Origin of the sequence: Saccharopolyspora kobensis, from assembly GCF_900108315.1 — a bacterium.
In the GTDB taxonomy this organism is placed as follows: Bacteria; Actinomycetota; Actinomycetes; order Mycobacteriales; family Pseudonocardiaceae; genus Saccharopolyspora; species Saccharopolyspora kobensis.
On the sequence record NZ_FNVB01000004.1, the window covers coordinates 265,626 to 279,403 of the forward strand.

Annotated in this window: 13 protein-coding genes; 6 read left to right on the forward strand and 7 right to left on the reverse strand. The window is 71.4% G+C overall.

What is annotated here, in order from left to right; translation table 11 throughout:
* Positions 1–21: 21 nt before the first annotated feature.
* The gene (locus tag C4T78_RS14085; RefSeq protein WP_093344635.1) at positions 22–729 is read right to left on the reverse strand and encodes a FadR/GntR family transcriptional regulator; all 708 of its coding nucleotides are present in this window, start codon (positions 727–729) and stop codon (positions 22–24) included.
* 88 nt (positions 730–817) lie between these two features.
* Between C4T78_RS14085 and C4T78_RS14090 the strand changes: the two genes are divergently transcribed.
* The gene (locus tag C4T78_RS14090) at positions 818–2,080 is read left to right on the forward strand and encodes a CynX/NimT family MFS transporter (RefSeq protein ID WP_235862937.1); all 1,263 of its coding nucleotides are present in this window, start codon (positions 818–820) and stop codon (positions 2,078–2,080) included.
* Between the two features lie 158 nt (positions 2,081–2,238).
* Here the strand turns inward: C4T78_RS14090 and gdhA are convergent, their stop codons facing one another.
* The 4 genes from gdhA to C4T78_RS14110 all read right to left on the reverse strand — a co-directional run bounded on the left by gdhA (position 2,239) and on the right by C4T78_RS14110 (position 6,902).
* Positions 2,239–3,579 (reverse strand): NADP-specific glutamate dehydrogenase, encoded by a 1,341-nt coding sequence (gene gdhA, locus C4T78_RS14095; RefSeq protein ID WP_093146591.1) that lies wholly within the window; start codon positions 3,577–3,579, stop codon positions 2,239–2,241.
* Positions 3,580–3,779: 200 nt separating this feature from the next.
* Positions 3,780–5,180 (reverse strand): mycothione reductase, encoded by a 1,401-nt coding sequence (locus tag C4T78_RS14100; protein WP_093344640.1) that lies wholly within the window; start codon positions 5,178–5,180, stop codon positions 3,780–3,782.
* A 14-nt stretch (positions 5,181–5,194) separates the two neighbouring features.
* Positions 5,195–6,211: a VanZ family protein gene (locus tag C4T78_RS14105; RefSeq protein WP_093344643.1), complete on the reverse strand. Its 1,017-nt coding sequence runs from the start codon at positions 6,209–6,211 to the stop codon at positions 5,195–5,197.
* Positions 6,212–6,356: 145 nt separating this feature from the next.
* Entirely contained in the window at positions 6,357–6,902 is a 546-nt protein-coding gene (locus C4T78_RS14110; RefSeq protein ID WP_093344645.1) for a YbhB/YbcL family Raf kinase inhibitor-like protein, read from the reverse strand.
* Positions 6,903–7,064: 162 nt separating this feature from the next.
* Here C4T78_RS14110 and C4T78_RS14115 point away from each other — a divergent pair, with 162 nt between their 5' ends.
* The 4 genes from C4T78_RS14115 (at position 7,065) to C4T78_RS14130 (ending at position 10,928) form a co-directional block, all read left to right on the forward strand.
* A complete protein-coding gene (locus tag C4T78_RS14115) occupies positions 7,065–8,057 on the forward strand; it encodes a sugar kinase (protein ID WP_093344648.1) in 993 nt (330 codons plus the stop codon).
* An 83-nt stretch (positions 8,058–8,140) separates the two neighbouring features.
* The gene (locus C4T78_RS14120; protein ID WP_093344650.1) at positions 8,141–9,052 is read left to right on the forward strand and encodes an NAD(P)-dependent oxidoreductase; all 912 of its coding nucleotides are present in this window, start codon (positions 8,141–8,143) and stop codon (positions 9,050–9,052) included.
* Positions 9,053–9,446: 394 nt separating this feature from the next.
* Positions 9,447–10,253, forward strand: coding sequence for a S1 family peptidase (locus C4T78_RS14125; protein WP_093344653.1), 807 nt, complete (start codon positions 9,447–9,449; stop codon positions 10,251–10,253).
* 114 nt (positions 10,254–10,367) lie between these two features.
* The gene (locus C4T78_RS14130) at positions 10,368–10,928 is read left to right on the forward strand and encodes a HEAT repeat domain-containing protein (protein WP_093344655.1); all 561 of its coding nucleotides are present in this window, start codon (positions 10,368–10,370) and stop codon (positions 10,926–10,928) included.
* Between the two features lie 31 nt (positions 10,929–10,959).
* On the opposite strand, the gene C4T78_RS14135 is transcribed toward C4T78_RS14130, so the two are convergent.
* Positions 10,960–11,859, reverse strand: coding sequence for a LysR family transcriptional regulator (locus C4T78_RS14135; protein WP_093344658.1), 900 nt, complete (start codon positions 11,857–11,859; stop codon positions 10,960–10,962).
* Positions 11,860–11,989: 130 nt separating this feature from the next.
* On the opposite strand from C4T78_RS14135, the gene C4T78_RS14140 reads away from it, so the two are divergent.
* Positions 11,990–13,216: an MFS transporter gene (locus tag C4T78_RS14140; protein ID WP_235862938.1), complete on the forward strand. Its 1,227-nt coding sequence runs from the start codon at positions 11,990–11,992 to the stop codon at positions 13,214–13,216.
* Here C4T78_RS14140 and C4T78_RS14145 read toward each other — a convergent pair.
* Positions 13,130–13,762, reverse strand: a complete 633-nt coding sequence (locus C4T78_RS14145) for a LysE family translocator (protein WP_093344660.1) — start codon at positions 13,760–13,762, stop codon at positions 13,130–13,132. The genes C4T78_RS14140 and C4T78_RS14145 overlap by 87 nt on opposite strands.
* Between the last annotated feature and the right edge of the window lie 16 nt (positions 13,763–13,778).

Sequence of the window (13,778 nt, forward strand, 5' to 3'; positions counted from 1 at the left end):
GGCCCAAGCGGCTGCCGCCGCTCACTCGGGCGCGGACGGCTTCGCCGACAGGCTCTCAGTGCCCATCTGGGCGAGCAGCTCGTCCAGGAAGCCGCCCGCTTCCTCCGCCGCCCGGCGCGGGTCGCCGTCGCGCACCGCGGTGAGCAGCGCTGTGTGCGAGACGTGCTGCTCCGGCGGGATCTCGGGGTTGAAGGTGGTCGCCACGCTGGAGGTCACCGCTTCGCGGATCCCGTCGTAGAGGGAGATCAGCACCGGGTTGTGCGAGGCCGCGACCAGGATCCGGTGGAACTCGGTGTCGGTGGTGATGACCGCTTCGCTGTCCCGGTTCCGCACGGCGGTGTCCCGCTCGGCCAGGCAGTCCGACATCTGCCTCAGCTCTTCCTCGGTGCGCGCCCGCGCGGCCAGCCGCGCGCCCTCGACCTCCAGCGCGCGCCGCACCTCCAGGATCTGCCGCAGCTCCGGCCCGCACAGCTTGCGGACCGCGCCGGAAATCTCGTTGGTGGCGCGCACGAACGTGCCGTCGCCCTGGCGGACCTCCAGCAACCCGGCGTGCGAGAGGGCGCGCACCGCTTCGCGGACGGTGTTGCGCCCGACGCCGAGCGCGGCCACCAGTTCGGCCTCGGGCGGGATCTTCTCGCCGAGCGGCCATTCCCCGGACGTCACTAGCTCGCGGATCTGGGCGATGACCTGATCGACCAGCCCGGTCCGTTTGGCGGTGACCAAAGGCACTGACAGGTCCTTTCGTCCAAACATCCTACGTTTGACATACTAGGTCGTGATGTCCAGCGAGTCACGTACCCAGCACGCCCCTGACCATGTGGCTGACCAGGATGCCACCCGACTCCCCGCCGATGTGCACCCGGACGCGTTCGCGCGCGAGAACGACGGTGCCGTCGAAACCGTCAACCCGAACCGGCATCTCGCGACCGCCGGTGGCGGCCTGCTGCTCGCCGGCGTGGCGCTCGCGGCGGCGAACATGCGCCCCGCGGTCACCAGCCTGGCGTCGGTGCTCGGCGAGGTGCGGGACTCGCTCGGTGCGTCCAGCACGTGGGCGAGCGTGGTGACGTCGGTTCCCACGCTGTGCTTCGGCGTGGCGGGCATCGGTGCGCCGCTGCTGGCGCGGCGGATGGGCATCAACAAGGTCATCGCGCTCTCGCTGGCGGTGCTGACCGCCGCGATGCTGGTGCGGACCGTCGGCGGCCCGTGGACGGTGCTCAGCGGCACGGTCCTGGTGTGCGCTGCGATCGCGATGTGCAACGTGCTGATCCCGGTGGTGGTCAAGGAGTCGTTCCCGACCAAGGTCGGGATGGCGACCGCGCTCTACACGACGGCGATGGCCGCGGGCGGTTCGCTCGGCTCGGCTTTGACGCCGTACCTGAACTCCTCCACCGGCAGCTGGCGGCTCGCGCTGGCCACCTGGGCCGTGGTGGCCCTGGCCGCGCTGTGCGTGTGGGTGCCCGCCACGGCCCGCCGCTCGTCGGCGCGCCAGGTGACCGCCTCCGCCGGGCCCCGGCGCTCGCTGATGCGCAGCCCGCTGGCATGGGTGATCACCGGGTACTTCGCGCTGCAGTCGCTGGTCGCCTACGTCGTGATGGGCTGGCTGCCCGAGGTGTTCAAGGGCGCCGGGATGGACGGCACCACCGCGGGCATGCTGCTCGGCCTGCTGCTGCTGGTCGGCGTGCCGATCAACATGATCCTGCCGCCGCTGGTGACCAAGACCCGCAGCCAGTCCGCCTGGGCGATCGGGCTCGCGGCGCTCAACATCATCGGCATGCTCGGCTTGCTGCTGGCGCCGATGAGCATGCCGGTCGTGTGGGCGGTGGCGATCGGCATCGGCATGAGCGCGTTCCCGCTGGCGCTGGTGCTCATCTCGCTGCGCACGGCCAACGCGGCCGACACCAGCTCGCTCTCGGCGATGTCGCAGAGCATCGGCTACCTGATCGCCTCCTTCGGCCCGTTCCTGTTCGGCGTCCTGCACGACGTGACGGGAGCCTGGTCGGCCTCCCTGGTGGTGCTGCTGGTGGTCGTCGCGGTCCAGTCGGTGTTCGGCGTGATCGCCGGCCGCCCCCGGACGGTCTGAGGTTCTCCGGACTCACCTCGCGCGGTGCGGGAAGTCCGGCAGACGGCGAACGAGAGGAAGGGGCCTCCGACCGGTGTGGTCGAAGGCCCCTTCCGCGTGTTCGGCTCGCGGGACTCGGCGGTTGCCCTGGTGACCGTCGAGTCCCGCGGCGCCGTGCGTCAGATCAGGCCGAGGCGCAGCATCGCGTCCGCGACGTTGGTGAAGCCGTTGATGTTGGCTCCCGCCACGTAGTTGCCCGGCATGCCGTACTCCTCCGCCGTGGCGTAGCAGCGGGCGTGCACGTCCTTCATGATCTGCTCGAGGCGCTGCTCGGTGAACTCGAAGCTCCAGCTGTCGCGGGAGGCGTTCTGCTGCATCTCCAGCGCCGAGGTCGCCACCCCGCCCGCGTTCGCCGCCTTGCCCGGGCCGAAGGCGACTCCGGCCTCCTGGAAGTTGCGCACCGCTTCAGGGGTGGTGGGCATGTTCGCGCCCTCGCCGACCGCGATGCAGCCGTTGGCGATCAGCGCCGTCGCGTCGTCGGCGGAGAGCTCGTTCTGGGTGGCCGAGGGCATCGCGACCTGGCACGGCACCTCCCAGACGCTGCGGCCCGAGACGAACTTCGCGCCCGGCCGCCGCTCGGCGTAGGCGGCGATCCGGGTCCGCTCGACCTCCTTGAGCTGCTTGACCAGCTCGACGTCGATGCCGTTCTCGTCGTGCACGTAGCCGGAGGAGTCCGAACAGGCGACCACGGTGCCGCCCAGCTGGTGCACCTTCTCCATCGTGTAGATCGCGACGTTGCCCGAGCCGGACACCACGACCTGCTTGCCCTCGAAGGACTCGCCGCGCGCCGCCAGCATCTCGTGCACGAAGAAGGCGCAGCCGTAGCCGGTCGCCTCGGTGCGGACGCGGGCGCCGCCGAAGGAGAGGTGCTTGCCGGTCAGCACGCCCGACTCGTAGCGGTTGGTGATCCGCTTGTACTGGCCGAACAGGTAGCCGATCTCGCGGCCGCCCACGCCGATGTCACCGGCGGGCACGTCGATGTACTCGCCGATGTGCCGGTGCAGCTCGGTCATGAAGCTCTGGCAGAACCGCATGATCTCGCGGTCCGAGCGGCCCTTGGGGTCGAAGTCCGCGCCGCCCTTGCCGCCGCCGATGGGCAGGCCGGTGAGCGCGTTCTTGAAGATCTGCTCGAAGCCGAGGAACTTCACGATGCCCTGGTAGACCGACGGGTGGAAGCGCAGGCCGCCCTTGTACGGGCCGAGCGCGCTGTTGAACTCCACCCGGAAGCCGCGGTTGATGTGCACCTCGCCGCGGTCGTCCTCCCACGGCACGCGGAAGGTGATCTGGCGCTCCGGCTCGCAGATGCGCTCGATGATCTTCTGGTCGGCGTACTCGGGGTGCTTGTCGATGACCGGGCCGATGCTCTCCAGGACTTCGCGAACCGCCTGGTGGAACTCGGTTTCGCCGCGGTTGCGCTGGACCACGTTGTCGTAGACCGGCTCGAGACGTTCGTGCAGCACTGGTGGGGCTCCTTCGTTCAGCGGGACTCCGACGTGTTGCACCCCCAGGGCCAGAGCACAACTATCGGTCCAGCGAACCGCCGAGTCTGGAACGGATCAAGATGATGCCGACCACACCGCGCGGGCTGTGACGCCCGCGCGACGTGCCGTGATGGTCAGCTGTTCGGTTCTCGCTCCTCGGTTGCGTGCCGGTTCGCGTGCTACCGGTTCAGCGGCAGGTTGAGCAGCGCGTTCTCGATCAGCTCGGGCATGCCCGGGTGGATCCAGTACTGCCCGCGCGCCATGCTGCGCGCGTCCAGGCCGAACTGCATCGCCTGGATCAGCGGCTGGAGCAGGGTCGGTGCCTGCGGTCCGATGATGTGCGCGCCCAGCAGCAGGCCGGTGTCCGGGTCGGCGAGCAGCTTGGCGAAACCGGTGGTGTCCTCCATCGCCCAGCCGTAGGCGATGCCCGCGTAGTCCTGGACCGACGTGACGTACTCGACGCCGCGCTCCTGGGCCGTCTGCTCGGTCAGGCCGACCGAGGCGATCTGCGGTGCGGAGAACACCGCGTGCGGGACGAACCGGTGGTCGGACTCGATCGGGGTCTCCGGGTGCAGCAGGTTGTGCTGCACCACGCGCATCTCGTGGTTGGCGACGTGCTTGAGCTCGTACTCGGAGCTGATGTCGCCCATCGCCCACACGCCGTCGACCGAGGTGCGCTGGGTGGCATCGACCTTGATCTTGCCGCCGGCGGTGAGCTCCAGCCCGCCCAGCGCGGCGTCGATGAGGTCGGCGTTGGGCACCCGGCCGACCGCGATCAGCAGCGCCTCGGCCTCCACCACCTCGGCGCCCTCCGGGCCCTCCAGGTGCAGGCGCACGAGGTCGCCCTCGTGCTCGACGGAGATCTCCTTGCGGTTGAGCCGCAGGTCCCAGCGCTGGGCGGCGAGCTCGGTGAAGCGCGCCGAGACGTCGGTGTCCTCGCTGCGCAGCACCCGGCCGGAGCGGCCGATCATGGTGACCTCGACGCCGAGCGCGGAGAACACGTGCGCGAACTCCGCGCCGACGAACCCGGTGCCCATGATGATCATCCGGCGGGGCAGCCGCTCGAGCCGCATCACGGTGTCGCTGGTGTAGTAGTCGACCTGGTCCAGGCCGGGGATGTCCGGGATCGCCGGCCGGCCGCCCGCGGCCACCACGAACCGGTCCGCGGTGATCGTCTCGGGGCCGTCCGCGGTCTGCACGGTCAGCTGCTTGACGCCGGTGAACCGGGCCGTGCCCTGGTAGAGCGTGACGTTCGGGTTCTCCTCGGCGCGGTAGCGCCGGCCGCCCGCGGCGATCGGGTCGATCCGGCCGAAGATCCGGTCCCGGACGTCGACCCAGCGCACGTCGTGCAGTTCCAGGTCGACGCCGAGCTTGGCACCGCTGCCCGGAGCGCTCGCCACGTCCGCGGTGTGCACGAACATCTTCGTCGGGATGCAGCCGACGTTCAGGCAGGTGCCGCCGTAGGCGTCGTTGGGGCCGATGCCCTTCTCGACGATGGCGACGTCCCAGTCGGCGAACCGGTCGTCGAGGATCGAGTTGCCGGAGCCGGAACCGATGATCACTAGGTCGAAGTGGCGCACTGGTCCATCCTGCCTCACGTCGAGCGGGCCGCGGTCGGCGCGCGCTGGCTTTGTCTGGCGTCGATCACTTCCAACCCGGCGACCCGCCCGGTGATTCCGCGGTGATCTCCGGTGTTCGTCACGCCCCAGGCGTGCACCGCGCACCACAGGACTCCCAGCGCCGCATCCGCTCCGCCGAGCACACCGGTGCACACGCCCTGTGCCGCGGCGAAGCCGCCGATGCCGGACGTCCAGCGCAGCACCGCGGCGACGACCGGGCGGGTGGGCGCGCGGGCGCGCAGGCAGACCGCGTGCTGGCCCAGCGAGCTGCCACCGCCGACGATCATCACGACCAGCAGCACGACGGCGGGCGCGAACCACAGCGCCGTGGCTTCCCACCAGGCGTTCGGTGCGGTGCCGGTCAGCCAGAGCGCCAGCTCCGCGGCGCGTGCGCCGGCGACGCCCAGCCACCAGAGCAGGAGCAGGTCGCAGCTCATGCCCAGCAGTCGGCGGGGCGCGCCGACCGGGCGCGGTACCGCCGGTCCGTCGCGGGCTTCGGTCGGCACGCGGCGCAGCAGCGGTGCGCCCAGCGTGCCGAGCACCGCTCCGGTGGTGTTGGCGATGATGTCGTTGACGTCGAACACCCGGTACGGGGTCGGGAACAGGAACCACGTCCCGGTGAGCTGGGTCAGCTCGACGATCACCGACGCGGTGCCGCCGACCAGCGCCGCCGCGACCGGGCCGCGCCGCAGCAGGGCGCCGAGCGGGACGAAGAGCGCGATGTTGCAGGCGAACTGCTCCAGCAACGCTGGGTCGCCGAGACCGGCGAAGGGCCGCCACTGCGGCTCGAAGCCGCTCCCGGCGCCGGGCAGCGGAAGCAGCACGTAGCAGGCGAGCGCGGTCGCGTAGAGCAGCGCGGCGAAGCGCAGCAGCGCGACGCCCACGCGGAGCTCGCCGTGCCGCCGGTGCTCCGCGGCGACGAACGGCGCGAACAGCACCGCCGCCAGGCCGGTGGCGACCAGCACGGCGACCGAACCCGGTAGCACGCTCATCTCGATCTCCTCGTCCGAGAACCTCCCCGCTTATAAAGAGGCGCGAAGGCCCGTTCCAGATACATCTCGATCGAGTGATCCCCGGGCGCGAAAAAGCCGTGCCCGCCGCGGGAAGACCGGGCGGGCACGGCTCGGGTTCGCGGTATCAGTGCTGGTAGGTGGGCGTGATCACGGCCCGGGCCAGGGTGTGGAAGGCCAGGTTGAAGCTGATCACCGCCGGGCTCGCCGCGTCGTCCGGGCCGAGCTTCTCGGCGTCCACCGCGTGCACCACGAAGTAGTAGCGGTGTGGGCGGTCGCCGGGCGGCGGGGCGGCGCCGCCGAAGGCCCGCTCGCCGAAGTCGTTGGCCACGTGGAAGGCACCGGACGGGACGCCGTGGCCGTTGCGGTTGCCCGCGTCGGTGGCCAGCTCGGTGACGTCGGCCGGGATGTCGGCCAGCACCCAGTGCCAGAAGCCGCCGGGGATCGGCGCGTCCGGGTCGAAGCAGGTCACCACGAAGCTCTTGGTGGCCTCCGGGAAGCCCGACCAGCGCAGGTGCGGCGAGCGGTTCTGCCCGCCGGCGCCCATCCCGTCGAAGACCTGGGCCTGCGACATCGGCTGTCCGTCGGACACGTCGTCGGAGGTGACGTCGAAGCTCGGGACCGCGGGCAGCAGCGAGTACGGATCGGGATCGATCGGGCGCTCCAGACTCATTGCGAGCAACCTCCATTCCTGGGACTGAGGACGATCAACGGCCAGCTTAGGGATTGCCGCGGCAGCGGGCTCGGGTGGCGCGGGGGCCACCCCCAGCAGTGATATTGCATTACACGCAACGCGAGTGTGTATTTCGCACAATCCTCGATAGGCTGTGCGGCGATGACGTGGTGGATCGAGGAGGCGGACGTGGTGGAGCCGGGCCCCGAGGTGCTGTGCTTGGGGGAGACGATGTCGCTGGTCTCCCCGGCCGACCCGGTTCCCCTGGAGCAGGCGCCGGTCTTCACGCTCTCGGCGGGCGGCGCTGAGTCCAACGTCGCCATCCACCTGGCCGCGCTGGGGCACCGGGTCGGCTGGGCGAGCCGGGTCGGCGACGACCCGCTGGGGCGCCGCATGGTCGCCGCCATCGCCGCGGCCGGCGTCGACACCGGCCTGGTCGAGGTGCGTGCGGACGCGCCCACCGGCGTCTACTTCAAGGACCCCGGGCCGCGGGGCACGCGCGTGCACTACTACCGCGCCGGATCGGCGGCGTCCACGATGGATGCGGACTTCCTGCCGGACGAGCTGCTCGACGCGCCGCGGCTGCTGCACCTGTCCGGCATCACGCCCGCGCTCTCGGCTGGCTGCGACCGGCTGATCCGCCACCTGCTCACCCGCGATCGCCGGGCGCGGATCACCTTCGACGTGAACTACCGCCCGGCGCTGTGGCCGGTCGAGCAGGCCGGGCCGGTGTTGCGGGAGCTCGCCCAGTTCGCCGACACCGTGTTCGTCGGGCTGGACGAGGCGAACACGCTCTGGGGCGTGGAAACTCCCGAAGAAGTGCGGGAAGTGCTGAACCGGCCGAGCGTCGTCGTGGTCAAGGACGGTGCCAACGCCGCGCACGCGCTCGGCTCCGAGGCGGTGACCGTGCCCGCGCCGAAGGTCGAGGTCGTCGAGCCGGTGGGGGCGGGGGACGCCTTCGCCGCCGGGTTCCTCTCAGGCGTGCTGCGGGGCGCCGACGTCGCGCGCTGCCTGCGGCTCGGGCACCTGCTGGCCGCGCACAGCCTGCTCAGCACCGAGGACCACACCGCATCGCCGGATCGCGAGGACCTGGAGCGGTGGCTGGGCTGCGACGAAATGCGCTGGCGCGCATTGAGCTTCGGTTCCCGGGCCTGACGCATCAGGGGTGGTAGCAGCGGCCGCCCGGCCGACGTTGGAAGATGCCGAGCAGCTGCCGAGCATTCCCGAATGGAGTAGTCGTGAAGGTCCACGTTGGTCCGGTCGCTCAGCCCGAGCTGGAAGCCGCTGTCGTCGCGGCGGGTGCCGAGCTCGGCTCGGCCGCCGACGCCACCGCGCTGATCTGGTTCGGCGGCGAGCCGGAGCGGTTCGCCGAGCTCGACCACCCCGCCCTGGAGTGGGTGCAGCTGCCGTCCGCGGGCATCGAGCACTGGGCGGCGGCAGGTGCGCTGCGGGAGGGCGTGACCTTCACCTCGGCGGCGGGCGCCTTCGCGCAGACCGTCGCCGAGCACGCCCTGGGCCTGATGCTGGCCGGCGCGCGCCAGATGCACCTGATGGCGCGGGCCTCGAAGTGGTCGCGGCCGGAGGGGATGCGCGGCGTCGCCGGAGCCACCGTCGGCATCATCGGAGCCGGTGGCATCGGTGGTTCGCTGATCGAGCTGCTGCGGCCGTTCGGCGTGCGGGTGCTGGCGGTGAACCGGTCCGGCAAGCCCGTCGACGGCGCGTCCGCGACCTGGCGCTCCGACGACGTCGAGGGCGTCCGCGAGCTGCTCGCCGAATCGGACTTCGTGGTCGTCGCCGCGCCCGCCACGGCGGCGACCGCGCGGCTGATCGACGCCGCCGCGCTGGACCGGATGAAGCCCGGCGCCTGGCTGGTCAACGTCGCGCGCGGCCCGCTGGTGGACACCGAGGCGCTGGTCGCGGCGCTGGACGCGGGGCGCATCGGTGGCGCGGCGCTGGACGTCACCGACCCGGAGCCGCTGCCCGACGGGCACCCGCTGTTCCAGCACCCGCGGGCGATCATCTCGCCGCACACCGCCAACCCGAAGTCGCTGATGATCCCGGCGCTGGCCCGCCGCGTCGAGGAGAACGTCCGCCGCCGGCTGGCGGGTGAACCGCTGCTCGGCGTCGTGGACCGCAGCGCGGGGTACTGACCCCGTTCGGGCAGGTCAGCGGTTCCCGCTGCGGGCTCGTCGCGGATATTCGGATTCGTCCACATTGGAGTGGTGGAATCGGTGGCCGGATGATCGGTGTCCGGAATCGCAAAAGGCCTATCGGAGGATTGACAAACCTCCGGGTGTCATGAGTGGGAATACGCAATTTCCGGCAGTGGAAAGACCTTGCGTATTGAAGTCCTATTTGGACAGTTCTGGTCCGCCATTAGAGTGGATATTTTCCGGAATTTCCACTCGAACGGGTTGTGCAGGTTGGTGCGACTGTATCCAACAGCGGGTCGTGATCCTCTTTCTAATGGACACTTTGGGCGAGCCGGAGACGGCGGGTCGAAACCGCGGCCCGCCGGGAGGCTCCGGGGGAGGAGGCAACGACATGGCGGACACTCGGAGCCGGGTGTGGTCGGTGGCCGGACTGCTGGCGGCGGCGACGTTGTCGTCGGGACTGCTGGCCTCGGCGGCCGGTGCGGCGGAATCCGGAACCGCGGAGACCGCGGCGCCCCCCATCGTCGGGGGTGAGCCGGCCAAGATCGCCGACCACCCCTGGGTGGTGTACCTGACCGACACCCAGGGCAACCAGTTCTGCGGCGGCACCGTCGCGAAGGCCAACAAGATCATCACCGCGGCGCACTGCGTCAGCGGCGACAAGCCCGACGCGGTCCAGGTCGTCGCGGGCCGGGAGAGCAAGCAGAACACCGATGGCACGGTCGCGAAGGTGACCGGCATCTGGGTGCACCCGCAGTACCAGGACGCCAACAGCGGTTCGGACGTCGCGGTGCTCACCCTGGGCCAGGACCTGCCGCAGCAGCCGCTGGCGGTGGCGTCCAAGGACGACTCGGCGCTCTACGAGGCGGGCAAGACGGCCGGCGTGCTCGGCTGGGGGGCCACCGCGGAGGGCGGCGAGGCGTCGGAGACCCTGCAGAAGGCGGAGGTCCCGCTGACCAGCGATGCCGACTGCCAGAAGGCCTACCCGCAGTACAAGGCGGAGGCCATGGTGTGCGCCGGGTTCCCGGAGGGCGGCGTGGACAGCTGCCAGGGCGACTCGGGCGGACCGCTGGTGGTGGAGAACAAGCTGGTCGGCATCGTCTCGACCGGCAACGGCTGCGCCCGGCCGAACGCACCGGGCATCTACACCCGCGTGGCCGCCTACCACGACGACGTGCAGAAGCAGCTGGATTCCTGATCCGGTGAGGATGTGGCCGGGGCGCGGCGGGAGCGCCCCGGCCGCATCGCGTCCCGGCCGAGCGGAGTGCGGGACGTGCCGTCGTCGTCGGCTACGCGATGGCAGGATCAGCACGTGATCGACAGCCGGGTGCAGCTCGTCCTCAAGCCGGAGAACGCCGAGGGTCAGGTCGTCAAGGTGGCCATGGAGCAGGACTGGGAGCTCCGCGTCATGGGCAACCGCAAGGCGGATGTCTTCATCAACGTCTTCCTCACCGACGACGAGGCCGAGGTCCGCTACACCGAGGATCCGCTGACCGGCATTCCGTTCGTGACGATCCGCGGTGCCGGTTGCGCGGAGATCGCGGAGCTGTTCAGGCCGGCCTGCGTTCTCCGCGAGTTCCCGGAGGCGCTGGCGCTCTTGCAGCGCGAAACCGACCGGGACCAGCAGCTCCTCGCGATCGGCGCCGCCGCGAACACGGCTCCGGAGCAGCCCGTCGCAGAACTGGTCGAGGCGTTCCGAGCCCTGGCCGCGAATCCTGACCCGGGGATCCGCCAAGCGGTGGTGATCGCGACGGGGTGCCGCCCCTGGCCGGAACTGGTGGAGATCGTGCGGGGGCTGTCCGAGCGCGACGAAGTCGAACACGTGCGGGCCAACGCCCGGCTGCTGCTGGAGGGCTTGGCGGGGCAGCGGTGATCGGGCCGCGCCGGAAGGGCGGAGCCGCCGCTCAGGCCAGCCGCAGTCGCGGGCCGAGCTCGCGGGCGAGGCTGGTGGTCAGCGACCGGAACGTCCGCACCGCCGGGTTCCGGTCGTCCGAGCGGGTGGCCAGCACGCTGTGCTCGGGCGGCGCGTCCAGCACCGGCACGCAGACCGTGCCCGGCCACGGGTAGTACCGCTGGAAGGACTCCAGCGCGGAACCGGCGCCCCGCCCGGCGGCGGCCGTGGTCAGCACCTCGTGCGGGGTCACCGCGTGCGACCGGCTGCGGTGCGGGGACAGCCCGCCGCGCGCGTCGGCGAAGTAGAGGTAGTCGCTGAACTGGCGCGGGGTGTGCTCGGGGAGGCTGACGTAGGGCAGTTCGAGCACGTCATCCAGGGTCGCGGCCGCCGCGTCGGCCAGCTCCCAGGACGCGGGCACCACCACGATGCGCCGCTCGGTGGTCACCACGTCCACGGCGATCCGCTCGTCCACCGGAGCGGGCCGGACGAAGGCCACGTCGACCCGGTTCTGCACCAGCGCCGAGACGTGCTCGGTGAAGTCCAGCGCGACGAACTCCACCGGTACCTCCGGGCAGGCCCGCTGGAACGCCTGCACGGCGGCGGGGGTGAGCTCGGCCGAGCCGTTGCTCATGATGCCGACCCGCAACGTCCGCGCCGACCCGGCCTCCGCCACGTCGGCCATCGCCGCGTCCAGCGCGGCCAGCAGGCCCCGCGCGTGCCCGACGAACCGCTCGCCGGCCGGGGTGAGCCGCACCGGCGAGCGTTCCAGGAGCTGGACGCCGAGGTCGTGCTCCAGCTGCTTGATGTGCGCCGTGACCGACGCGGGCGACCGGAACAGCCGCTCGGCGGCCTTGCCGAAGTGGCCTTCCTCCGCGACCGCCAGGAAGGACGTCAACCGACGCAGGTCCATACCCGCAGCGTACGAAGCGCGGGCGCCGGAATCGCCGGGGAACCGTCGCGCGAGGCGAGGATCACGGCCGCGTTCACGAATCCTGAACGCCTGGTGCGGCGGGGCGCCCCGGCGGCTTAGAACGACTGCTGTGCGGAACAAGTGGTTGCCCGCGGCGTTCCTGATGACCGCCGCGGGCTGGGGTGCGAATCAGTTCTCGCCGTTGCTGGGCGTCTACCAGCACGACCTGGGGCTGTCCGCCAACGCGACGACGGGCCTGCTCGCGCTCTACGTGGTCGGGCTGCTGCCGGGCCTGCTGCTCGGCGGCCCGCTGGCCGACCGCCGGGGCCGGCGCCCGGTCGTCCTCGTCGCGGTCGCGATCAACGCCGTGGCGACGGTGGCGCTCATGCTCGGCGTCGACGTGCCGGTCTGGCTGGCGGTGGGGCGGTTGCTGACCGGCCTGAGCACGGGCGCGGTGCTGGCCGCGGGCAGTGCGTGGGTCCGGGAGCTGTCGCACCCGCCGTTCGGGACGGCGGTCGAGGACGGTGCCGGTGCTCGCCGGGCCGGGGTGATGCTCTCGATGGGCTTCAGCATCAGCGGCCTGGTTTCCGCGCTGATCGCGCAGTGGGGGCCGCATCCGCTGGTCATCGCCTATCTGCCGCACCTGCTGCTGTCCGTGGCCGGTGTGGTCCTGGCGCTGTCCTGCCCGGAGACGCGTTCGGCCGGGAGCGATCCCGGAGCGCGCGGCGGCGGGATCGGGGATCCGCGGTTCCGGCGGCTCGTGCTGCCGGTCGCGCCGTGGGTGTTCGTCGGGCCGACGGTCGCGTTCGGGACGCTGCCCGGCCTGGTGACCAGCGACCTGCCCGGTTTCGAGACCGTCTACGCCGGTGTCACCGCGCTGATCACGCCGGGGCTCGGGGCGGTGGTGCAGCCGATCGCGCGCCGGATCGCCCGCCGCGGCGAGCGCGTTCCGGCCGTCGTCGGGCTCGTGGTGCTCGCGGCCGGGCTCGCGCTGGCGGCGGTTTCGGCGATGTGGGTGCTGCCCTGGTGGGCGCTGGTGGCCTGCCTGCTGATGGGCACCGGGTACGGGTTCACCGTGACCTTCTGCCTGACCGTGGTGGGCCGGATCGCCGGGCCTGCCGGACTGGCCCGGCTCACCGCCGTGTTCTGGTGCATCGCCTACCTCGGCTTCTGCACGCCGTTCGCGATCAGCCTGCTGGCCCCGGTCGCCTCGGCGCAGGTGCTGCTGCTCGTGCTGGTCGGCCTCGCGCTGATCACCACCGCGGCGGTGTCAGCCGGCGACGAGCCCGACCGAGATGGTCAGGAACGCCGCCGCGCTGACCACATCCAGCGACTTCGCGACTCGGGGGTTCTGTAGCCGGTCGGCGATCTTCGCGGCGCCGAGCACCATCGAGGCCTCCCAGATCAGGGCCAGCACCAGGAACACCACGCCGAGCATCACCAGCTGCAGCGCGGGTTGCGGCGCCGAGCCCACGAACTGCGGCAGGAACGCCAGGCTGAACAGCAGCATCTTCGGGTTGGTGAGGTTGCTGAACAGGCCGCGCAGGTAGGGGTTGGAGTTGTCCACCGGCGGCCCGCTGAGCGTGCCCTCGGCGCTCTTCTTCCTGGTCAGCCACAGCCCGCGCAGGATCGACGCGGCCAGGTAGACCAGGTAGGCGGCACCGATCCACTTCAGCGCGGACAGCACGGCGGGGTGCTTGGTGACCAGCGCGCCGAGCCCGGAGATCACCAGCGCCACCTGCAGGATGCTCGCGGTGTGGATCCCGGCCAGCGCGAGCATCCCCGCCCGGCGACCGCGGTTGAGCGAGGTCCGCAGCAGCAGGAAGACGTCGACGCCGGGTGTCAGCACGACCACCACGCTGGCCACCAGGAAGGCGGGCAGCGGGGTCAGGTCCACGAGCACGGTTCCTCCTCCAGGG